Below are 20810 nucleotides of genomic sequence, written 5' to 3'. Positions count from 1 at the left end.
CGGGCAGCCCGGATTCCGGTCCGGGCGTGGTGGGCTCACACCACCCGCGTGGCCCCCGCGAACGGCATCTCGTCGATCGGTGCCAGCCGTACCGGCGCCGACGGGTTCGGCGCGTGGATCATCTGGCCGTGTCCCACGTAGATCCCCACATGGCTGACCCCGGAGTAGAAGAACACGAGGTCGCCCGGGAGGAGTGCGGAGCGCGGGATGCGGCGGCCCGCGCCGATCTGGGCGTATGTGGTCCGGGGCAGCGAGACGCCCGCCGAGTGGTACGCGGCCTGCACCAGCCCCGAGCAGTCGAAGGCGTCGGGCCCGGTGGCTCCCCAGACATAGGGGCTGCCGAGCTTGCCGTACGCGTACGCCACCGCTGCCGCGGCCCGGCCGTCGGGTGCCTCCGCGGTCGCTTCCGACGCCGGGACCGTCCCCAGCAGGCCCCGCCCCGCCGACCGTGACGCCTGCCCCGCGCCGCCGGCCCCGGTGAGCTCGGCGAGCTGACTTCCCGTCAGCCGGGACAGCAGACGCCGTGCCTCGCTCAGCTTCTCGGTGACCGTCCGCTTCTGCCGCCGAAGCTCCGCCTGCCGCGAGGTCAAAGAGGCCAGTTCCACGCGTGCGGCTCCGCGTAGCCGCTCGATCTCGCGCAACTGCGCGCGTACGCTCGCCACGGCCGCCGCCTGCCGGCCGTCGACCCGTTCGGCGAACGCGGCGTCGTCCAGGTACCGTCCCGGATCCGAGGAGAGCAGGAGCTGCACCGACGGGTCGATGCCGCCCCCGCGGTACTGCGCCGCCGCGGCCGAGCCCAACGCCTCGCGCGCGGAGTCGAGCCGGTCCGTGCGGCGAGCGGCCTCGTCCCGCAGCGCATTGAGCCGTCGCGCGGCCCGGTCCGCCTGCTCCTTCATCCCGTTGTACTTCTCGGTCGCGACCTCCGCCTCCCGGTACAGCCGGTCCACCTCGGCTTTGGCCTGGGCCGGGGAAAGCGGCGGCTCGGCGTGTCCGGTCCCGTCGAAGCCGGCAGCGGACGCCGCTCCCGCGAGGGCGATCGTGGCGGCGGTCCGGGCCGTGGCCCCGCCGAGCGAACGCTGTCTGGGCTTGCGGTGCGCTGCCACCTGACCGTCACGTCCTTTCCTCCGGCCGCCGGGGCGACGGGCGGTGTCACGCGTCCGGCGGCGGCCCGCACAGGGGGAACAGGCCGCCGCCGGACCTTCTCGGCGGGGGTGTCCGGCGGCCGCCCCTGGCCCGGGCGGCGGTGGGGAGCCGGTCACCTGGTGGAGGACGTTAAGCCCGACCGTGACCGTCCCGTGACGCAATGTACGGAAGTGGCTCGACCAGACTGACGGTGACCGTATGTGACCGTGATCCCGCTGCTAGGCCGCCGACTTCACGCTGTGTGGTGACCGTTGCGGCCATTTCCGGGGCACGGCGACACGACGTAGTGCTATAGGGCGCATATATGCGCCGCCCGGTCGCCCCTGAGGCCGGCCGTGCGAGCGCCGTCACACCGCGTGGGCCGGTGTCCGAGCCCTCCGCGCCCCTCACTAGGCTCCGACTCCATGGACGTACTCATCCATCTCCTCGTCGGCCTGCACATCGTCGGGATAGCCGCGCTCCTCGGCGGCTTCCTCACCCAGATGAAGGCGATGGGCCGGGGCACGGCCCGTTTCGTGCCCGGAATGCTGCACGGCGCACTGACCATGCTGGTCACGGGCATGGCCCTGGTCGGCCTCAACCAGGCGGACCACCACCACGTCAACACCATCAAGATCGGGGTCAAGCTGGCCCTGCTGATCGTGATCCTCGGCCTGGTCTACGTGAAGCGCGACGAGGAGCAGGTCGAGAAGCCCCTGTTCGCCCTGGTCGGTGCGCTGACCACGGCGAACGTCTTCATCGCCGTGCTGTGGACCTGACGCCGTCCGCGAGGGACTTGACCGCTCCCACGAGTACCGCACACCAGGCGGCCACCGCGATCCACAGCAGCACCTCGCCGGGACCGCGCAGCCACGCCGCCCGGAGGGGGCCGGCGACGGACAGCGCCGCCACCGCCATCGTTCCCATCGAGAAGACGGTCGGCCAGCGCCGTACGTCGTAGCCGGTGCGCGGCCGGAGCAGTTCGGCCACCGCCAGCACGCAGTACCAGACGAAGGCGAGGGCGAGCAGGGCGATGGTGACGCTCCGCAGGACCGTGTTGTCGTCCTTGTTCCACAGGTACAGGCCGGTGCCGGCGGCGGCGATCAGCCGCGCCCCGGCCACCGCGGAGAGGGCGAGCGCACCGCTCGCCATCCAGTGGTCGCCCGTGCCGGCGGCCACCTGCCGCCGGTCGAAGCACCACAGCCCGGCCACGTAGAAGGCGAGGCCGAGCCAGAAGAGCACCAGCGCGGTGTGGGCGAGCCAGGCCACCCGCAGGCTCGCGGCCAGCACCGCCCCGAGCACCGCGATCCCCTCCAACGCCACGCATCCGAGGAACACCGCCCCGGGCATACCGCGCTCCCAGTTCCGTACGACCAGGAGGACCAGGACAACCCACAGCCCGAAGCCCAGCACGAGGACGGCCTCGGCGAGCTGGGGCCGGTCCAGGGCGGCGAACCGGGTGCCCAGCATGGTGGTGGCCGGGACCACGGTGAGCGCGGCCGGGGAGCCGACGGGCCATTCCGGGCGGCCCCGCAGCAGCCGTACGGCGATGTCGGCTGCCATTCCGAGCCAGGCGGCGGCCGCCAGTGCCAAAAGGACACGCGAGAGGACCTCGTACCCGGTCTGGTGCAGCCCGACCGACAGAACGCCGGTCGCCAACGCGGCGGCCCCGGTGGCGGGCGGACGCTGCGCCCACCAGGTGCGGAGCGCAAAGGAGCCAGACATGCGCCCGATGCTAGGGACGCGCACACGGCTTGCGTACGGGGCACGCGCGCGTGAACCCCGAAAACAACCCCACGCGCGCGTCCTGCCCGACCGGCACCCGCGCCGCCGGTCTCAGGCGGGTCGCACCACGCTGTGGATGATCGACGCGCCGCCGTAGTAGACCGACTCCTCGCGCACGTAGGCACCCGGCTTCGGGGCGTGGATCATCATGCCGTTGCCGATATAGACGCCGACGTGGCTGATGTCGTCGTAGAAGAAGACCAGGTCACCCGGCTGGGCCTCGGAGAGCGGCACCGTCGTGCCGGCGTTCACCTGGTCGTACGTGGTGCGTGGAAGCGTCACCCCGGCGGCCTTCCACGCGGCCTGGGTCAGGCCCGAGCAGTCGTATGACCCGGGGCCCGTCGCTCCCCACACATAAGGCTTGCCGATCTGCGCGCGGGCGAAGGCGAGGGCCTTCGCGGCCTTCGTCGCGTACGAGGAGTCCGCGGCGGAGGATCCCTGCGAGCCGGTCGTCGGGCTCGACGTGCCGGTCGTCGGGCTCGACGTGCCGGTCGTCGGGCTCGAGGCGCCGGTCGTGGGGCTCGAGGCGCCGGTCGTCGGGCTCGGTGACGGCTGCTCCGGCTGCGCGGCCGCCTGCCGCCGGGCCAGCGCCTCCGCCTGGCGCCGGGCCTCCTCCTGCTTCCGCTTCTCGAGCGCGGCGAGCCGCGCCTTCTCCTGCGCGGTCAGCTCGGACAGCAGTTGCCGCGCGTCGGCCAGCTTCTTCTGGACGTCCGTCTTGGCGGACCGCAGCGCCGCCTGCGACTCGGTGAGCGACCGGAGGCTGTCGGTGGCCTCCTGCCGCTTCCTCATCGTCGCGGCCTGGTCGGTGACGTACTGGTCGACCGCCTCCTTCTGACGGCTGGTGAGCCGGCTCATCAGCTGGGTTCGGTCGAAGTAGTCCTGGGGGCTGTCGGCCAGCAGGAAAGTGGCCGTGTCGGGGGCCGCGGCCCCGGTCCGGTACTGCGCGGCGGCGAACGAACCCAGCTCTTCCCGCGCGTCGTTGAGCTTCTGCGTGCGCCGGGCGACGTCGTCGAGGAGCGTGTCGACACTTTGGCGCTGCCTGGTGGTCCTTTCCTTGGCCGCGTTGTATCTGTCGGTGGCCGACTCCGCCTGGCGGTAGAGGTCGTCGACCTTCTTCTCGACTTCCTCGACGCTGGGTCGGCCGTCGGCGGAGGGCGCGGCCTGCGCCGTCTGGGAGAGCAGCGCCATGGAGGTGAGGGCCGCCGTCGCGAGGGCGGGGGTCCGTATGCCCGCGATGCGGGGGCCCGAGGGGCGGGACTTGCGGTGCGGCGCCATGAGAGGCGTCTCCTTCCGTACTCCGCCTACCGGGTTAGCTGTCGGGTTCGGGCGGGTGGTTCCGGAAGGTGTGCCCTACGGCCGTGCCCCACGGGGCGGTCGACCGATTCACCCCAGGTCGGGTGGGTCCCCGGCTCCGGCTGCCATGGGGCGCACCGGATTCGGCAGAGGCCGCGCGGCCCGGCGACCTTCGCCGGTGGGGGTCGTACGGCCTGCCCGGCACGGTAGCCAACTCCTGTGGCCCCTGTGAAGGTTGAGGTGCGATATGCCCGATACGTTTTCGTGGTCTCGACTCCCGGAAACCCTCGTCGAGCGCGGACCGTGAACGGGCGCGTCCGGACGGTGACGCCGGGCCGCGCCCGGGTCGGGGGCGCCGAGTTTTCGGGACGGCGGCCGGTTGTCGGCGGGGCGCCCTAGACTCGGAGAGCGATGAGCAGCCTCTTTGACGACAGCTTCCTGGCGGACCTCCAGGCCACCCCGGCCCATGAGGAGGAGCCCCCGCCGCCCGACGACGATCACGCTCCGGAGCGGGTTCCGGACGATCTGTTCGGCGGTCGGTTCGACCTGCCGCCGGTCCGGGACTCCTACTACCGCGACGGTGCTCCCCGCCCGGCGCTCGACCCGGGGGCGCTGCTCGAGGGGCTGAACGAGAACCAGCGCGCGGCGGTCGTGCACGCCGGCTCCCCGCTGCTCATCGTCGCCGGCGCCGGCTCCGGCAAGACCCGTGTGCTCACACACCGCATCGCCTATCTGCTGGGCGAACGCGGCGTCCATCCCGGGCAGATCCTCGCGATCACCTTCACCAACAAGGCCGCGGGCGAGATGAAGGAGCGCGTCGAGCAGCTCGTCGGCCCGCGCGCGAACGCGATGTGGGTGATGACCTTCCACAGTGCGTGCGTCCGCATCCTGCGCCGCGAGAGCAAGAAGCTCGGCTTCACGTCCTCCTTCTCGATCTACGACGCCGCCGACAGCAAGCGTCTGATGGCGCTCGTCTGCCGCGACCTGGACCTCGACCCCAAGCGGTACCCGCCCAAGTCGTTCAGCGCCAAGATCTCCAACCTCAAGAACGAGCTGATCGACGAGGAGGACTTCGCCGCCCAGGTCGCCGGGGGCACCTCCCAGACGGAGTCCGGGGGAGGGTTCGAGAAGACCCTCGCCCAGGCGTACGCGCTCTACCAGTCGAGGCTCCGCGAGGCGAACGCACTCGACTTCGACGACCTGATCATGACGACGGTCAACCTGCTGCGCGCCTTCCCGGACGTCGCCGAGCACTACCGCCGCCGCTTCCGCCACGTCCTCGTCGACGAGTACCAGGACACCAACCACGCCCAGTACGCCCTGGTCCGCGAGCTGGTCGGCCCGGCGGCCGGCGACCGCCCCGGGGGCGTACCGCCCGGCGAGGACGACCTGCGGCCCGCCGAACTGTGCGTCGTCGGTGACGCCGACCAGTCGATCTACGCCTTCCGCGGCGCCACCATCCGCAACATCCTCCAGTTCGAGGAGGACTACCCGGACGCCACCACGATCCTCCTGGAGCAGAACTACCGCTCCACGCAGACGATCCTGAGCGCCGCCAACGCGGTCATCGAACGCAATGAGTCGCGCCGCCCCAAGAACCTGTGGACCCATGCGGGCGCGGGCGCGCGGATCACCGGCTATGTCGCCGACACGGAGCACGACGAGGCGCAGTTCGTCGCCGACGAGATAGACCGTCTCACCGACCAGGGCGAGGCCAAGGCGGGCGACGTCGCCGTCTTCTACCGCACCAACGCCCAGTCCCGTGTCTTCGAAGAGGTCTTCATCCGCGTCGGCCTGCCCTACAAGGTCGTCGGCGGCGTCCGCTTCTACGAGCGCAAGGAGGTCCGGGACGTCCTGGCCTACCTGCGGGTGCTGGCGAACCCGGAGGACTCCGTTCCGCTGCGGCGCATCCTGAATGTGCCGAAACGGGGCATCGGTGAGCGCGCCGAGGCGATGATCGACGCCCTGGCCCAGCGGGAGAAGATCAGCTTCTCGCAGGCCCTGCGCCGCGTGGACGAGGCGTACGGCATGGCGGCCCGCTCGACGAACGCCGTCAAGCGGTTCAACGCGCTGATGGAGGAGCTGCGGACCATCGTGGAGTCGGGCGTGGGCCCGGCCACGGTCCTGGAAGCCGTCCTGGAACGCACCGGCTATCTGGCCGAACTCCAGGCCTCGACCGACCCCCAGGACGAGACCCGTATCGAGAACCTCCAGGAACTCGCCGCCGTGGCCCTGGAGTTCGAGCAGGAGCGCGGCGAAGGCGCGGCGACCGCGGAGGCACCGGCCCCGGCGGGCACGCTGGCCGACTTCCTGGAGCAGGTCGCCTTGGTCGCCGACTCCGACCAGATCCCCGACGAGGAGGAGGGCAACGGCGTCATCACGCTGATGACCCTGCACACCGCGAAGGGCCTGGAGTTCCCGGTGGTCTTCCTTACCGGCATGGAGGACGGCGTCTTTCCGCACATGCGTGCGCTCGGCCAGACCAAGGAGCTCGAGGAGGAGCGGCGCCTGGCGTACGTCGGCATCACCCGCGCGCGGGAGCGGCTCTACCTCACCCGGTCCGCCATGCGCAGCGCCTGGGGCCAGCCCTCGTACAACCCGCCCTCACGTTTCCTGGAGGAGATCCCGGACCAGCACGTGGAGTGGAAGCGGACGGGCGCATCCTCCGGTACCCCCTCCTCGGGTCCGGTCTCGGGTGTGGCGGCCTCCCTGTCGTCGTCGCTGTCGTCGTCCCGGTCGCGGTCCTCGGCCGCGGGCGCCTCCGGTTTCGCCACCCGCCGGGGCGGTGCGACGGAGAGGCCGGTGGTCTCCCTGGCGGTCGGCGACCGCGTCACCCACGACCAGTTCGGTCTGGGCACGGTGGTCGGCGTGAAGGGCACGGGCGGGAACGCGGAGGCGACTATCGACTTCGGCGACACGAAGCCGAAGCGGCTCCTGCTGCGGTACGCGCCGGTGGAGAAGCTGTAGAGCCGGTAGGCAACCGGTAGACCGCGACGGCCGGGCCCCCGCCGAAGGGCGGGGGCCCGGCCGCGCGTCGATCTGGCGGGTCGGTCAGGTGGGGTTCAGCCCATGGCTGCGCAGCCAGGGCAGCGGGTCTATCGCGGCGCCCCCGCTCGGCCGTACCTCGAAGTGCAGGTGGGGACCGGTGGAGTTGCCGGAGTTGCCGGAGTACGCGATCGGCTGGCCGGCCCTCACGGTCGTCCCGGACGGGACTCGGTAGCTGGAGAGGTGGCAGTACCACGTCTCCGTGCCGTCCATCGCGGTCACGATCATCATGTTGCCGTAGGCGCTGTTCCACTGGGTGCGGACCGTGCCGTCGGTCGCGGCCATGACCGTCGTGCCGTACGACACGGGGAAGTCGATACCGGTGTGCACCGACATCCAGTTGACCCCGGCCTGGCCGAAGTAGGCGCTGAGCCCCCGCTGCATGACCGGCAGTACGAACTTCGGGCGCAGCCGCTCCTTGAGGGCCGCCTCCGCCGCCGCCTTCTTCTTCTCGGCCACCTGCTGGGCCTTGAGGTCGATACGTTCCTGCGTACGGCTCGCCCGGTCCGCGAAGTCGTTCGCGCCCGCGGAGAGGTTCTCGAGCTGCGAGTCCAGCTTGGTGTTCGCGGCGGACGGCACCACCGGCACCGCATCCGACGCGCTCGCCGTGGTCTCCTTGCCGCCGCTGCCGCCCACGCCGACCGTGGCGGCGGCGATCCCGGCCACCCCCATCACACACGCCGACGGCACGGCGACCGTCAGCAGCGCGGAGCGCTTCGCCGGGCTACGGCGCCGGGACCGGCCGGCCGTGCGGGACGCGGCACGCGAGGCCGGCACGGGAGTGATCTCTTCCTGGTCGTCGAGCAGGGGCGCGTCGTCGGACTGCTCACGCAGGGACGCCAAGTCGGTGTCGTCCAGGGCGTGCTGCTCGTACGGAAGCTGTTCGAAGGCGGCGGTGCCCGACTGGTCGAAGGCCTCCGCGGTGTCGAAGACCTGTGTCGCCGGCTGCTCGAAGGACTCGGTCCCGTCGAAGGACTCGCCCCCGTGCAGGTGCGTCGCCGCCGTGGTCGGTGTCTGCTGGTCGTGCGCCGCGTGCTCGGCGATGCCGCCCGAGTTCCACTGGGTGGCGTCGTACGCCCCCGTGTCGAACGTCTGTGTGCCCCAGTCCCACTGCTGGGTCCCGTCGGCGGACTGGCCGGCCTCGAGCCAGGCGTGTGCGTCCCACTGGCCCGTGGCATCGGGGGGTCCGGCCTGCGTGGGGATGCCGACGACCTGCTGGTACCCCATGCCCCAGCCGGCCGTGTCATGGCTGCCGGTGTCGAACGAGGCGTGGTGCTGGGCGGCGTACGGGTCGTAGTGGAGTGTCTCGTGCGTGCCGGTGCCGTACATCTGGTGGCCGTCCGCGCCGAGCGAGGCGTGGCTGCCGGTCCCCCAGTGGGAGGTGTCGTACGAGCCGGTCGCACCGCCCCCCGGGAGGTCACCGAAGAGGGGATCGGCCGAGAAGGCCGTGGCCGTGTGGCCCCCGACGCCGTACGCCGTCGCGGCGGGGTCGGCATGCGACGTGTATTCGGTGAACTCACCGTACTGGCCGCCCTGCCCGCCGTACGACGCGTAGTGCGCCGAGGCCGCATCGGGGGCCGGAGCCGGGGGAGTTGCGGTCCCCGACGGGTGACGGTCGTTCACCAACTTCTCTTTCGCCTCGGCAGCAGGGGCTGGCAGAGCAGTGCGGCGACTGTACCCGGCGGTACGCGGGCGCGACAATCTTCCGCAGGTTTCCCTCGGGCAGGAAACGGGCAATCGACCGTGTTTCGGCGGTCCCCGGGCAAGGCTTTGGCTTTGCGTTCGATGAACGTTCGACAGTAAGGGGGTGACCGGAAGTGTCGGAGTGGCCGTCACGCCACCGTCAGGCCACCCGTGGGAGCGTCCGCCGGTGCGGCCGGCTGCGCGAGGTCCAGTGCCTGCCGGATCCCCGTCGCGACCGCGGGGTGGACCGGCAGGGCCAGATGGCCGATGCCGCTCACCCGGATGTTGTGCGCCAGCAGGTCCGGGTGGTCGACGCAGGCCGTCTCCAGCGGATCCATCAGCGGGTCCAGATCGCTCCAGAAGCTCACGAAGTGCGTGCGGCAGCCGGGGGCCGGCTCGCGCAGCTCCTGGATCAGCTCGGAGGCGGGGCGCATCTGGCGGACGATGGGGTGTGCGTTCGCGAGCGGCGCGACCCGGGTGCCGGAGTGGGGCGTGCCCAGCGTGACGAGCGTACGGACGTGAAGGTCGCCGCCGAGGCGCTGTACGTAGTACCGCGCGATCAGTCCGCCCAGGCTGTGGCCCACGACGTCCACGTGCGGCTGTCCGGTGCGCTCGCACAGCTCTTCTATGTGCCGGCCGAGCAGTTTCGCCGCGGTGCGGATGTCACAGGTCAGCGGAGAGTAGTTCAGTGACTCGATGTGCTGCCGGCCGTGCTGGGCGAGATTGCGGCGTAGCAGTACGAAGACCGAGCGGTTGTCGATGAACCCGTGGACCAGGATGACCGGGGGCTTGGCCTCGGTCGGCAGCGTCGCGGCGTCCGGCGGGGGAGAGAGCGCGCTGGAGTGGCGCTCCTGGATGATCCCGGAGGGGTAGAGCAGCAGATGTCCCGCGAGGATCGCGAGCTCCAGAGCGGTCGCCTTCAGCAGGGCCATGGAGAGACCGGCGAGCCTGCCGGGAAACATGCGCTGGCACAGCGGCAGGAAGGGCTGCACTGCCCGCGAGACCATCATGGCCGACCTCCCGTCGGCGCACGTGAGGACGCCTCTGTCCCCCGTGTGCCCTAGTGGAAAGCCGTGGGGCGGGGGTCTGCGGGGCAGATGCCGTGTGAACGGCCGTACCGCGGATGCGGCGCATGAGCCGATGGCGCGGCGGACGGCTTCTCGTCGGAGTGACGAGTGACGCTTTCCGCCGTCCGCGTGATGCGGTTCCCGTCCTCCTCGTACGGGTGCGGCTCCCGCTGTCGTGCCCTTGCAATCCTTTCGCCGGCGAGCCCGCCACCCGGCGCCCGGCCGGCGGTGGCGAGGCCGCCTTGCAGCGGCTCTCCGTGCGCATGATCCCCTCGGACCACGGCGCGCGAGCCGCTGATCCGCGGCGCGTGTGCCGCGGGGAGGGGGGACCCTGCGCGGCGAACGTGTCCCATTGTGTGATTTCCCCCTCGGTCACCACCGCGAAACTGCCGGTTGCGGGATGCTGGCGATAACGTTCGTTCACTTCCCGGGCCGGTACGGCGCGGGACGCCTGCACCGTGGGGGCCCGCGGCCCCTGCGTTCGCGCCGGTGCGGTGATGTGGCGGCAGGGCGCAACATCGGTACAGGGTGGAGTAGTCGCTTCATGGAGGCAGTGATGGGTGTGGCAGCCGGTCCGATCCGCGTGGTGGTGGCCAAGCCGGGGCTCGACGGCCACGATCGCGGGGCCAAGGTGATCGCGCGGGCGCTGCGTGACGCGGGCATGGAGGTCATCTACACCGGGCTCCACCAGACGCCTGAGCAGATCGTCGACACGGCGATCCAGGAGGACGCCGACGCCATCGGGCTGTCGATCCTGTCCGGCGCGCACAACACGCTGTTCGCGGCGGTGATCGAACTGCTGAAGCAGCGCGACGCGGAGGACATCCTGGTCTTCGGCGGCGGGATCATCCCGGAGGCGGACATTCCCCTGCTCAAGGAGAAGGGCGTCGCGGAGATCTTCACGCCGGGGGCGACGACCGCGTCGATCGTGGACTGGGTACGGGCGAACGTACGCCAGCCGGCCGGGGCGTGACCCTTCCGTAGGTAGAGCGTCGCCGGTCCACCGTCTGAGCGTCGGCCGGTCGGCCGTCGGGGCGTCGGCCGTCGGGTGGCGTCGGTCCACCGTCGGGGCGTCGGCCGGTCGGCCGTCGGGGCGGCGTCGGCCGATGCGCCGGCTTGCATTCGGACCAGCGTTGTGCCGGCCGGCTTGCGGCCTCGCGGCGAGGCCGGTCCGTCCATGGCCTCCCGGTGGTGTGCGGCGGCTCGCAGTCCGAGGCGCGGGCGAGTGCGGGCGCGCGGCCGGTTACGGGGGCCCGGCTCGGGCGTGACCATGAGCATAGGGGGCGCACGGGCGTGACCATGAGCCTAGTGGGCGCCTTGCGGCCCGACCTTCCGGTCGCCGCGTGGCCGGCTCACGCTTGTGCCCCGGCGGCCGGCTCCAACGCCCCGGCCCACGGGCCGTCTACCGCTCGAAGCGGCGGGGGCGCGCGGGTGGCTCCCGCTCGGGGCGCCGGGGGTCGCGGACGGGTTCACGGCTCTCCCAGTTCCTCCCGCATCGCCGCGCGCAGACGCAGTGTCGTCGTCAGGCGCTGGAAGGCCTCGGCCCAGTAGCCGCCCGCCCCCGGTGAGGCGTCCTCCGGCTCGTCGGGTATCGCCGTCAGCGCGGCGAGGCGGCCTGCCTCCGCCGGGTCCAGACAGCGTTCCGCCAGCCCCATCACCCCGCTGAAGCTCCACGGGTAACTTCCTGCGTCCCGGGCGATGTTGAGCGCGTCCACCACCGCCCGGCCCAACGGGGTGGCCCACGGAACCGCGCACACTCCGAGCAACTGGAACGCCTCCGACAGTCCGTGCGTGGCGATGAACACTGCCACCCATTCGGCCCGTTCGGCGGGGCCCAGCGTCGACAGCAGCTTCGCCCGCTCGGCAAGGGGCACCGCTCCCGGGCCTCCGGCCTCCGGTGCCGAGGGCGGCCCGAGCAGCGCCCGGGACCAGCCCGGGTCCCGCTGCCGGACCGCCGCACGGCACCAGGCCGCGTGCAGTTCGTCCCGCCAGTCGTCCGCCACCGGCAGCGCGACGATCTCCGTCGGCGTACGTCCCCCGAGACGTCGCGTCCATATGGCGAGCGGTGCCGCCTCCACCAGCTGGCCCAGCCACCACGACCGTTCACCCCGGCCGGTCGGCGCGGTCGCCGCCACCCCGTCGCGCTCCATTCCCGGATCGCACTCGTGCGGCGGCTCGACCACGAGCGCCGGCTCCCCGGACGTCCGGTCGACCGCCACACAGGCCGCCGCCCGCGCCGCCATCCGCGCGGCCAGGGCGGAACCAGGCAGCGCCGGCAGCAACTCCGCCGCAGTCGCCCGCACATTGCGGCTCCGGTCGGACAACGCCTGCTCCAGGAACGGCTCGTCCGCGGGCTCCAGTCCCGTGCGGAGCAAGTCGAGGAACATCAGGCGGTCCTCGGCCCGCTCGGTCGCCCAGGTGCCGGCCAGCAGTTCACGCGCGGCGGCCGGCTGCCGGGCCCGAAGGGCGCCGAGCAGGGCCACCCGCTCGGCGAACAGCCCCTGCTCCCAGAGGTCTCGCACACGCCCAGGGTCTTCCGGCGGCAGTTCGGCCCCGCCGGGTGCGGAGCGCAGCGCGAACCGCCAGTCCGGGTTCAGCCGGGCCAGCCACAGGGCGCGCGGGCCGGCGAAGGCCAGCACCGCCGGGCGCAGGTCCGTACGCCCGCGGGCCGCGTCCAGGAGCGCCGGCAGCACCTCCGGAGGTGGCGCGAAACCACGTGCGTTGGCCAGCGCCAGCCACTGGGGCAGCAGCTCCATCAGGTCGGGCGCCGTCCCCCGGCGGCCGCCGCCGCCCGTGCCGGGGCGGTCGGACAGCAGCAGGGCCAGCCGGCGGGCCGCCGCGGGCGGCAGCGGCGGGCGGGGATCCGGCGCTGCCGGCTCCGGCCTGGGCCCCGCGGGTGCGGGGCGCAGCCCCGCCCTGCGGCGCACGGTCTCCACGGCGGCCAGGTCCAGCAGCGCCGCCGGCGCCTCCCGGCCCGACGCCCAGGGCGGCGTACGCCGGTCGGTGCCCAGCAGGGCCAAGGTCACCAGCTCCTCCCAGGGCACCGCGGAGGGCGAGCCCGGCGCGGCCGGGGTCGCATGCTCGGTCGCTCGCATATCGGTCCCTTCCCGGTCGGTCGTGCGTCGTTTCGGTGTCGTCAGCACAGCGGGACCGCCTCCCCGGCGCCCTCCGGCCAGGCGGTGAGAGGGGTGAAACCGCGGTGGCCGCACTCGCCGAACACCGTGACGGGGGCCCCGCCCGACAGGGCGACCAGACGCCACAGGCCCGGGCGGGCGCACGCCGACGGTGTGAGGGGCACGGCCGTGTCGCCGTCCGCGTCCGCCAACTGCCAGGAGTCCTCGGCCGGTGTCGGTACGACCCGGCCCAGGGTCACCGGGAACGAGTCCAGCCACGGGTCGTCCCGCAGCGCTCGCCCATAGCGCGCCAAGGCCTGGGACGCGCTCGATCCCGGAGGCCGTGTACCCGCCGGTGCCGCAGGCGCGAACTGCTCGCCCAGCGCGGCCCGCAGCTGCCCCGCCCCCGGATACACGGACACCTCCGCCTCCAGCGCCAGGCCCACCGGCAGCGCCTGCTCAGGTGCGCGTCCGGCCGCCCCGTAGGAGAGGAGCAGCACAGTGCGGCCGGAGCCCGCGCCGTGCAGCCAGATGCGGCGCGTGGTGAGACGGCTGTCCGAGGTGTCGTACTGGGCCAGGACCAGCCAGCGGTCCCGGACGGGCGGACCGCCGGGCGAGCCAGGCAGGCCCACGCGGGAACGGACCGTCGCCGCCAGACCGTCCGGCAGCCGCTCGCGACGCAGCCAGCTCTGGTCCAGTAGGTGCAGCAGCGCACACTCCTCCACGAGACGCATCGGCCAGCCCGGCCCCGACGACGGGATGGCCCCCAACTCCCGTACTCGAGCGGCCAGTCCCGGAGCCTGCGCGTCGACCATGCGGGCCGCCGTCTCCTCCCACATTCCGTACCCGTCCCGGTCGGCTGTGGCTAGGCCGCCGCGCAGCAGGTCCGTCAGCCGCTGCTCCAGCTCCGCCGCTCCCGCCGTGATCCGCTCGGCCCGCCGCTCCGCCCTGCGCCGGGCCGCCTCCGGATCAGCGGTCCTGGTGGGATCCGGGCCGGCGGCCGGCCGCCGCTCCCGCATACGCTGTCTGCCCCTCTCGATCCACTGCTCGGCCCAGTCCGGTGCCGGCCCCCGCGGCACCGTCCCGTCCCCGCCCGCCCAGAGCAGCAGCAGTCCCAACGCGTGCTTGCACGGGAACTTGCGGCTCGGGCAACTGCACTGGTACGCCGGGCCGGCCGTGTCCGCGAGGTCGACGACCGTCTGGTACGGCCTGCTGCCGCTGCCCTTGCACAACCCCCACACCGTCCCGTCGTCGGAGCTGCCCGCCTCCGACCACGGCCCGGTCGCGCCGAGTTCGCCAACCGCATGGCGTGACGCGGCGTCAGGCGCCAGTGCCAGCACCTTTTCCGCAGTCCAGCGCACCCCCTGCTCAGTCATGTCTCGAAGGTAGGTCCCGGCACTGACAATCGACGGCCGTGACGGTGTTTGTGCAGGTCACCGCGCATTGTCAGTGGTGTGGTGCACGGTTGGTGGCAGATCCGAAACGGCCGAGCCGAGGGGGATGTGGCCATGCGTGTGACCGTTGATCCGATGTCCGTCGAACCGAACACGAGCGAGTCCGCGCCCGCGAACGGGGACACGGGTGCGGGCCCGGGCGAGGGGTTGTCCGCGCCCCTGCGGCCGCACGCCGAGGACGCCTTCGCGGCCGAGCTCGCCGCGCTGGACGCGCAGGACGACCGGCCCCGACCGGCCCGCTGGAGGCTGTCACCCTGGGCCGTGGCCACCTATCTGCTGGGCGGCACGCTGCCGGACGGCACGGTGATCACCCCGAAGTACATCGGTCCGCGCCGCATCGTCGAGGTCGCCGTCACCACGCTCGCCACCGACCGCGCGCTGCTCCTGCTCGGCGTGCCCGGCACGGCCAAGACCTGGGTGTCCGAGCACCTGGCGGCGGCCGTCAGCGGCGACTCGACCCTTCTCGTCCAGGGCACGGCAGGGACGCCGGAGGAGGCGATCCGCTACGGCTGGAACTACGCGCGACTGCTCGCGCACGGCCCCAGCCGCGACGCGCTCGTACCGAGCCCCGTCATGCGGGCCATGGCCGAAGGGAGGGTCGCGCGCGTCGAGGAACTGACGCGCATCCCGGCCGATGTGCAGGACACGCTGATCACGATCCTGTCGGAGAAGACCCTGCCGATACCGGAGCTGGGGCAGGAGGTGCAGGCCGTCCGCGGCTTCAACCTGATCGCGACGGCCAACGACCGCGACCGCGGGGTCAACGACCTGTCGAGCGCCCTGCGCCGCCGTTTCAACACGGTGGTGCTGCCGCTCCCGCAGAGCGCGGACGCCGAGGTGGACATCGTCTCCCGCCGGGTCGACCAGATCGGCCGCTCGCTCGACCTGCCGGCGCTGCCCGACGGCATCGACGAGATCCGCCGCGTCGTCACGGTCTTCCGTGAGCTGCGCGACGGGGTGACCACGGACGGACGGACCAAGCTGAAGTCGCCCAGCGGGACGCTGTCCACCGCCGAGGCCATCTCCGTCGTCACCGGCGGCCTCGCGCTGGCCGCCCACTTCGGGGACGGCGTGCTGCGCGCGAGCGACGTCGCCGCGGGCATCCTCGGCGCCGTGGTCCGCGATCCGGCGGCCGACCGTGTCGTCTGGCAGGAGTACCTGGAGGCGGTGGTCCGGGAACGCGAGGGCTGGACGGACTTCTACCGGGCGTGCCGGGAGGTGACCGTATGAACGGCGGCTCCCCGTCCGCGCAGGGGCCGCTGCTGCTCGGGGTGCGGCACCACGGGCCGGGCTCCGCCCGCGCTGTACGGGCCGCACTGGAGGCGGTGCGGCCCCGGGCCGTGCTGATCGAGGGACCACCGGAGGCGGATGCCCTCATCCCGCTCGCGGCGGAGGAGGAGATGCGGCCGCCGGTGGCGCTGCTCGCCCACGCCGTGGACGAACCCGGACGGTCGGCATTCTGGCCGCTGGCCGAGTTCTCCCCGGAGTGGGTGGCGCTCCGCTGGGCCCTGGAGCACCGGGCCCCGGCCCGATTCGTCGACCTGCCGGCGACACACACGCTGGCCTGGGACAAGGAGGAACCGGCAGCCGCGCCCGGAGAGGAACCGGCTCCGGAGTCCGGATCGGAGCACCGCTCCGACGACGCCGTGCGCGTCGACCCTCTGGCCGTGCTCGCCGAGACGGCCGGGTACGACGACCCCGAGCGGTGGTGGGAGGACGTCGTCGAACACCGGGGCGCGGGCAGCGAGAACCCGCTCGCGCCGTTCACGGTCCTCGAGGAGGCCATGACGGCGCTGCGGGAGGAGTACGGCACCGGGGGACACCGTCGCGACCTCGTGCGGGAGGCGTATATGCGGCTCCAAATGCGCTCCTGCATCCGGGAGTTCGGCCCTCGGGTGGCCGTGGTGTGCGGAGCCTGGCATGTGCCCGCGCTGCGTCGCGGCACCGCCGTCGCCGCCGACCGCGCCCTGCTGAAGGGGCTGCCCAAGGTGAAGACGGACATGACCTGGGTGCCCTGGACCCACCGGCGGCTGTCCCGGGCCGGTGGTTACGGGGCGGGGATCGACTCGCCCGGCTGGTACGCGCATCTGTTCGCCGCGCCCGACCGTCCCGTCGAGCGATGGCTGACCAAGGTCGCCGGGCTGCTCCGTGAGGAGGACCGGATCGTGTCGTCCGCACACGTCATCGAGGCGGTGCGGCTCGCCGACACGCTCGCGGCGCTGCGCGGGCGCCCGCTGCCGGGGCTGTCCGAGACGACCGACGCGGTCCGGGCGGTGATGTGCGAGGGCTCGGACGTGCCGCTGGCGCTGGTGCGCGACCGTCTCGTGGTCGGTGACGTCCTGGGGGAGGTACCGGCGTCGGCTCCCGCCGTGCCGTTGCAGCGCGACCTCGCGCGGCTCCAGAAGCGGCTGCGGCTCAAACCGGAGCCGGGGGAGCGCGAGGTGGAGCTGGACCTGCGCAAGGACACCGACGCCGGGCGCAGCCGGCTGCTGCACCGGCTGCGTCACCTCGGCGTCGACTGGGGCGAGCCCACGGCCTCGCGCGGCAGCACGGGCACGTTCCGGGAGACCTGGCGGCTGCACTGGGAGCCGGAGCTGACGGTGCGGGTCGCCGAGGCGGGGGTGTGGGGGACGACCGTGATCGGGGCCGCGACCGCCAAGGCCGAGGCGGACGCGGTCGCGGCGCGGACGCTCGCCGAGGTCACGGGGCTCGCCGAGCGGTGCCTGCTCGCGGAACTCCCGGACGCGCTGCCCGTGGTGATGCGGGTGCTCGCCGACCGGGCGGCCCTGGACACCGACGTCGGTCGTCTAGCCCAGGCGCTGCCCGCCCTGGTCCGCTCCCTGCGCTACGGAGACGTGCGCGGCACGGACACCCGGACGCTGGCAGAGGTCGCGGCAGGCCTCGCGGAGCGGGTGTTCGTCGGGCTGCCACCGGCGTGCGCCGCGCTCGACGCGGAAGCGGCCGAGGAGATGCGCCGTCATGTGGACGCCGTGCACGGGTCGGTGGGGCTGCTGGCGGAGGGGGCCGTGGCGGCCGCCGGGGAGATACGGGGGCGGTGGCGTGGCGTGCTGCGGGTGCTGTCCGGCCGGGACACCGTCGCGGGCGTCGTCCGGGGACGTGCCGTGCGACTTCTCCTGGACGACGGGGAGCTGGCGCCGGTCGAGGCCGCACGGTTCATGGGACTCGCGCTGTCGCCGGGTACGGCGCCCGCGGACGCGGCCGCGTGGATCGAGGGATTCGTCGGAGGCGGCGCCGGCGGCGGGATGCTGCTGGTGCACGACGAGCGGCTGCTCGGGCTCGTGGACACATGGCTGACGGGTGTGCCGGCGGAGGCGTTCACCGGCGTACTGCCCCTGCTGCGGCGTACGTTCTCGGCGTACGAACCGGGAGTCAGACGCGCCCTCGGCGACTTGGTGCGACGTGGGCCGGACGCGCCGGGGAGCACGGCGGCCGTCGGCGCGGGCTACGCCGGGTTCGCGCCCGACCTGGACGCCGGGCGGGCGGACGCGGTGGTCCCGGTGGTGCGGCTGCTGCTCGGCCTGGACCACCCCGGCCGCGGTGATACGGACGAGTCGGACGGCAGAGGTCTGGACGAGTCCGACGGTCTCGGCGAGTCCGACGGCAGGGATGTCGACAACCTGGTGGGGGTGGCCCGATGAGCACGGACACGGCCGGCCGTGAAGCGGCCACGCCATCCGCGGACGAGGACGGCAGCACGGCCGCTGCCGCCGGTGCCACCGGTACTGCCGGTGCCGCAGGGCTCGACGAGCGGCTGAGGCGCTGGCGGCTCGTGCTCGGCGGAGACACCGCGGACGGTACCGGGCACGAGCTGACCGGGCGGGACGCGGCGATGGACGGGGCGCTGACCGCGCTGTACGAAAAGGGGGACTCATCGCGCCGGGGGCGGGACCGTTCGGCGGGGCTCGGGGCGTCGGCGCCGTCCGTCGCGCGCTGGCTCGGGGACGTCCGGACGTACTTCCCGGCGTCCGTCGTCCAGGTCATGCAGCGCGACGCCATCGACCGTCTCGGTCTGTCCACGCTGCTGCTCGAACCGGAGATGCTCGAGGCCGTCGAGGCGGACGTGCACCTGGTCGGCACACTCCTCTCGCTGAACAAGGCGATGCCGCAGACCACTCGGGAGACGGCGCGAGCGGTGGTGCGCAAGGTCGTCGAGGACCTCGAGCAACGGCTCGCCACCCGCACCCGGGCCACGCTCAACGGCGCCCTGGACCGCAGCGCCCGTATCCACCGGCCCCGCCACCGCGACATCGACTGGAACCGCACCATCGCCGCCAACCTCAAGCACTACCTGCCGGAGTACCGCACGGTCGTGCCGGAGCGACTGATCGGGTACGGGCGGGCGTCCCGGTCCGTGAGGAAGGAGGTCGTCCTCTGCATCGACCAGTCGGGGTCGATGGCGGCGTCGTTGGTCTACGCCTCGGTGTTCGGAGCGGTCCTCGCGTCCATGCGATCCCTCGCCACCCGGCTCGTCGTGTTCGACACGGCGGTGGTGGACCTCACCGACCAGCTGGACGACCCGGTCGACGTCCTCTTCGGCACCCGGCTCGGCGGCGGCACGGACATCAACAGGGCGCTGGCGTACTGCCAGTCGAGGATCACCCGGCCGACGGAGACGGTCGTGGTCCTCATCAGCGACCTCTACGAAGGCGGGATCCGGGAGGAGATGCTCAAACGGGTGGCGGCGATGAAGGCGTCGGGGGTGGAGTTCGTGGCGCTGCTCGCGCTCTCCGACGAGGGGGCGCCCGCGTACGACCGTGACCATGCGGCGGCGCTCGCGGCCCTGGGGGCACCGGCGTTCGCGTGCACACCCGACCTGTTCCCGGAGGTGATGGCGGCGGCGATCGAGAAGCGGGCCCTGCCGATACCGGAAACCGCATGACCAGGGTGGGGACCGCCACTCAAAGCCGGACACCGGCTGACGTACGGAGGGAAACGGATATGACTACCCATCGGTAACGTGGGGCTTGCGCGGCGACGGTAGGGCCGTGCGAGGATCGGCGGCGCTTCAATCCTCGGCGGTGCGCCGTGTCGCCCGTACCGCCTCGTTCCGCCGCACGGAGGCTCTCCCCGTTGTGACCCCGCCAGCCGCACTGCCCTTCGCCGGTGCCGCACTGCGCGTGATGCGTACGGCGGCAGGGCGGCGTGCGTTGCATCTGGCACTGCTGGTGGGCGGGTTGTTCGCACTGGGGTTCCTCTGCGAGGGACAGGCTCATGCGGCGGAGGGAACACCCGTGGCCTCCACGGCTCCGACCGCTCCCGTCGCGGCCGGCACCCCGGCCGACGTCGTGGTGCGACCGGTCGAGAAGGCGGCCCGGCACGCCGAAGGCACCGTCGGCAGCGCGGTCGGGCAGGCGGTTCAGGGTTCTCCCCGTCAGGCAGCCCACCCCTCCGCGTCCGCCACCGGCCCTGCCTCCGCCATCCGTCCGGCCTCCAACAGGCGCTCCCTGTCCGACACCCGCTCTCTGTCCGACACCCGCTCTCTGTCCACCGTCCGCCAGGTGGTGCGGCCCCTTACCAAGGGCCTCGCACAGCCCATCGCGGGTTTCCTGCGGACGGTGTCCGAGGAGCCGGTGGACGCGCTGTCACGTCGGCCGTCGATCCCTTCGATCCCGCCGATCCCTTCGATCCCCTCCGTCCCCTCAATCCCTTCGCCACCCTCAGCCCCCTCGATCCCTTCGTCACCCATCGCCCCCTCATTCCCCCCAGCCCCGTCGGTCTCCCCCACGCCGGGGCTTCCCGGTGTGCCGGGAGTGCCGGGCCCGCCGGGTGTGCAGGCGCCGTCCGGGCGCATCCTGCTCATGCCGTCGGTGCCGGAACGGCCGGTCGGCGGGGCGGAGCGCCACCGGCCGGGGGAGCGGCGGCGGGACTGGGCCCAGGGGCCGCGGGTCACCGTGGCCGACGGGGCGTCGGGGCAGTACGCGCACCGTGCCCTCCGCCTCCCGAGGCCTGTGCACACGCCCCCGCAGCAGTCGCCCGACGGTGCGCCGAACGGAGTGTTCGGCGTGTTCAACGCGCAGTCGGCGGGGGACGACGGTGCGCCGCGGCACGGTGACGGGCACGCCGTCGCGTCGAACCACCGGGCGCCGCTGCGGCTTCTGCCCGGTGCCACCGCGGTTGTCACCGCGGACGGGACCCGGGACCGCCACCGGGACATCCCCGAGTTCCCCGGCTAGGGCAGTTCCTCCTCCCCGCGAGACCTTCCGCGCGGGGGCGGAACAGGTCTGCCC

15 protein-coding genes and 1 riboswitch are annotated in these 20810 nt (G+C 73.0%); of the genes, 7 read left to right on the top strand and 8 right to left on the bottom strand.

All coding sequences use genetic code 11. The features are described 5' to 3' along the window. Positions 1 to 35: 35 nt before the first annotated feature. Positions 36 to 1103 carry an NlpC/P60 family protein gene (locus ABZ876_RS02910; protein WP_361773297.1) on the bottom strand — a complete coding sequence of 356 codons (1068 nt, stop codon included), beginning with the start codon at positions 1101 to 1103 and terminating at the stop codon, positions 36 to 38. Positions 1104 to 1547: 444 nt separating this feature from the next. Here ABZ876_RS02910 and ABZ876_RS02905 point away from each other — a divergent pair, with 444 nt between their 5' ends. Beyond that, positions 1548 to 1901, top strand: coding sequence for a hypothetical protein (locus ABZ876_RS02905; protein ID WP_361773294.1), 354 nt, complete (start codon positions 1548 to 1550; stop codon positions 1899 to 1901). Here ABZ876_RS02905 and ABZ876_RS02900 read toward each other — a convergent pair. Beyond that, positions 1879 to 2847 carry a tellurite resistance/C4-dicarboxylate transporter family protein gene (locus tag ABZ876_RS02900; RefSeq protein ID WP_361773292.1) on the bottom strand — a complete coding sequence of 323 codons (969 nt, stop codon included), beginning with the start codon at positions 2845 to 2847 and terminating at the stop codon, positions 1879 to 1881. The genes ABZ876_RS02905 and ABZ876_RS02900 overlap by 23 nt on opposite strands. 111 nt (positions 2848 to 2958) lie before the next feature. Continuing rightward, entirely contained in the window at positions 2959 to 4182 is a 1224-nt protein-coding gene (locus tag ABZ876_RS02895; protein ID WP_361773289.1) for an NlpC/P60 family protein, read from the bottom strand. A gap of 8 nt (positions 4183 to 4190) precedes the next feature. Beyond that, positions 4191 to 4359: riboswitch (cyclic di-AMP (ydaO/yuaA leader) on the bottom strand. A gap of 252 nt (positions 4360 to 4611) precedes the next feature. Between ABZ876_RS02895 and pcrA the strand changes: the two genes are divergently transcribed. Continuing rightward, positions 4612 to 7167, top strand: a complete 2556-nt coding sequence (pcrA, locus tag ABZ876_RS02890) for a DNA helicase PcrA (RefSeq protein ID WP_361773287.1) — start codon at positions 4612 to 4614, stop codon at positions 7165 to 7167. An 84-nt stretch (positions 7168 to 7251) separates the two neighbouring features. On the opposite strand, the gene ABZ876_RS02885 is transcribed toward pcrA, so the two are convergent. Together ABZ876_RS02885 and ABZ876_RS02880 are read right to left on the bottom strand one after the other, a co-directional pair. Beyond that, positions 7252 to 8868, bottom strand: a complete 1617-nt coding sequence (locus ABZ876_RS02885) for a peptidoglycan DD-metalloendopeptidase family protein (protein ID WP_361773284.1) — start codon at positions 8866 to 8868, stop codon at positions 7252 to 7254. Between the two features lie 209 nt (positions 8869 to 9077). Next, positions 9078 to 9938: an alpha/beta fold hydrolase gene (locus tag ABZ876_RS02880; protein WP_361773281.1), complete on the bottom strand. Its 861-nt coding sequence runs from the start codon at positions 9936 to 9938 to the stop codon at positions 9078 to 9080. Positions 9939 to 10551: 613 nt separating this feature from the next. Here ABZ876_RS02880 and ABZ876_RS02875 point away from each other — a divergent pair. Next, positions 10552 to 10968 (top strand): cobalamin B12-binding domain-containing protein, encoded by a 417-nt coding sequence (locus ABZ876_RS02875; protein WP_234513354.1) that lies wholly within the window; start codon positions 10552 to 10554, stop codon positions 10966 to 10968. A 496-nt stretch (positions 10969 to 11464) separates the two neighbouring features. Here ABZ876_RS02875 and ABZ876_RS02870 read toward each other — a convergent pair whose 3' ends face one another. Next, on the bottom strand, positions 11465 to 13090 hold the full coding sequence (locus ABZ876_RS02870) for a DUF5691 domain-containing protein (RefSeq protein WP_361773278.1): 1626 nt from the start codon (positions 13088 to 13090) through the stop codon (positions 11465 to 11467). 41 nt (positions 13091 to 13131) lie between these two features. Beyond that, positions 13132 to 14484, bottom strand: a complete 1353-nt coding sequence (locus ABZ876_RS02865; RefSeq protein WP_361773275.1) for an SWIM zinc finger family protein — start codon at positions 14482 to 14484, stop codon at positions 13132 to 13134. 132 nt (positions 14485 to 14616) lie between these two features. On the opposite strand from ABZ876_RS02865, the gene ABZ876_RS02860 reads away from it, so the two are divergent. From ABZ876_RS02860 to ABZ876_RS02850, 3 genes are read left to right on the top strand one after another with little or no spacing between them, the layout of a single operon-like run. After that, the gene (locus ABZ876_RS02860) at positions 14617 to 15792 is read left to right on the top strand and encodes an AAA family ATPase (protein WP_361773272.1); all 1176 of its coding nucleotides are present in this window, start codon (positions 14617 to 14619) and stop codon (positions 15790 to 15792) included. After that, the gene (locus ABZ876_RS02855; RefSeq protein ID WP_361773269.1) at positions 15789 to 18221 is read left to right on the top strand and encodes a DUF5682 family protein; all 2433 of its coding nucleotides are present in this window, start codon (positions 15789 to 15791) and stop codon (positions 18219 to 18221) included. Before ABZ876_RS02860 ends, ABZ876_RS02855 begins: the two co-directional genes overlap by 4 nt. Continuing rightward, entirely contained in the window at positions 18218 to 19462 is a 1245-nt protein-coding gene (locus ABZ876_RS02850) for a VWA domain-containing protein (RefSeq protein WP_361773266.1), read from the top strand. The genes ABZ876_RS02855 and ABZ876_RS02850 overlap by 4 nt, the downstream gene beginning before the upstream one ends. Before the next feature lie 492 nt (positions 19463 to 19954). Here the strand turns inward: ABZ876_RS02850 and ABZ876_RS02845 are convergent, their stop codons facing one another. Then, the gene (locus ABZ876_RS02845; protein WP_361773264.1) at positions 19955 to 20269 is read right to left on the bottom strand and encodes a hypothetical protein; all 315 of its coding nucleotides are present in this window, start codon (positions 20267 to 20269) and stop codon (positions 19955 to 19957) included. Positions 20270 to 20381: 112 nt separating this feature from the next. Between ABZ876_RS02845 and ABZ876_RS02840 the strand changes: the two genes are divergently transcribed. After that, entirely contained in the window at positions 20382 to 20756 is a 375-nt protein-coding gene (locus ABZ876_RS02840) for a hypothetical protein (RefSeq protein WP_361773261.1), read from the top strand. The last annotated feature ends 54 nt before the right edge of the window (positions 20757 to 20810 follow it).

The sequence above is a fragment of the Streptomyces sp. NPDC046931 genome (assembly GCF_040644655.1).
Lineage (GTDB): Bacteria > Actinomycetota > Actinomycetes > Streptomycetales > Streptomycetaceae > Streptomyces.
This window is presented reverse-complemented; position numbering and strand designations above follow the sequence as displayed.

Excerpts from the sequence above, each read along its gene's own strand:
- ABZ876_RS02905 (WP_361773294.1), top strand. The coding sequence starts at position 1,548 with ATGGACGTACTCATCCATCTCCTCGTCGGCCTGCACATCGTCGGGATA.
- ABZ876_RS02900 (WP_361773292.1), bottom strand. The coding sequence starts at position 2,847 with ATGTCTGGCTCCTTTGCGCTCCGCACCTGGTGGGCGCAGCGTCCGCCC.
- ABZ876_RS02895 (WP_361773289.1), bottom strand. The coding sequence starts at position 4,182 with ATGGCGCCGCACCGCAAGTCCCGCCCCTCGGGCCCCCGCATCGCGGGC.
- pcrA (WP_361773287.1), top strand. The coding sequence starts at position 4,612 with ATGAGCAGCCTCTTTGACGACAGCTTCCTGGCGGACCTCCAGGCCACC.
- ABZ876_RS02880 (WP_361773281.1), bottom strand. The coding sequence starts at position 9,938 with ATGATGGTCTCGCGGGCAGTGCAGCCCTTCCTGCCGCTGTGCCAGCGC.
- ABZ876_RS02875 (WP_234513354.1), top strand. The coding sequence starts at position 10,552 with ATGGGTGTGGCAGCCGGTCCGATCCGCGTGGTGGTGGCCAAGCCGGGG.
- ABZ876_RS02870 (WP_361773278.1), bottom strand. The coding sequence starts at position 13,090 with ATGCGAGCGACCGAGCATGCGACCCCGGCCGCGCCGGGCTCGCCCTCC.
- ABZ876_RS02865 (WP_361773275.1), bottom strand. The coding sequence starts at position 14,484 with ATGACTGAGCAGGGGGTGCGCTGGACTGCGGAAAAGGTGCTGGCACTG.
- ABZ876_RS02860 (WP_361773272.1), top strand. The coding sequence starts at position 14,617 with ATGCGTGTGACCGTTGATCCGATGTCCGTCGAACCGAACACGAGCGAG.
- ABZ876_RS02855 (WP_361773269.1), top strand. The coding sequence starts at position 15,789 with ATGAACGGCGGCTCCCCGTCCGCGCAGGGGCCGCTGCTGCTCGGGGTG.
- ABZ876_RS02850 (WP_361773266.1), top strand. The coding sequence starts at position 18,218 with ATGAGCACGGACACGGCCGGCCGTGAAGCGGCCACGCCATCCGCGGAC.
- ABZ876_RS02845 (WP_361773264.1), bottom strand. The coding sequence starts at position 20,269 with ATGGGTGACGAAGGGATCGAGGGGGCTGAGGGTGGCGAAGGGATTGAG.
- ABZ876_RS02840 (WP_361773261.1), top strand. The coding sequence starts at position 20,382 with ATGCCGTCGGTGCCGGAACGGCCGGTCGGCGGGGCGGAGCGCCACCGG.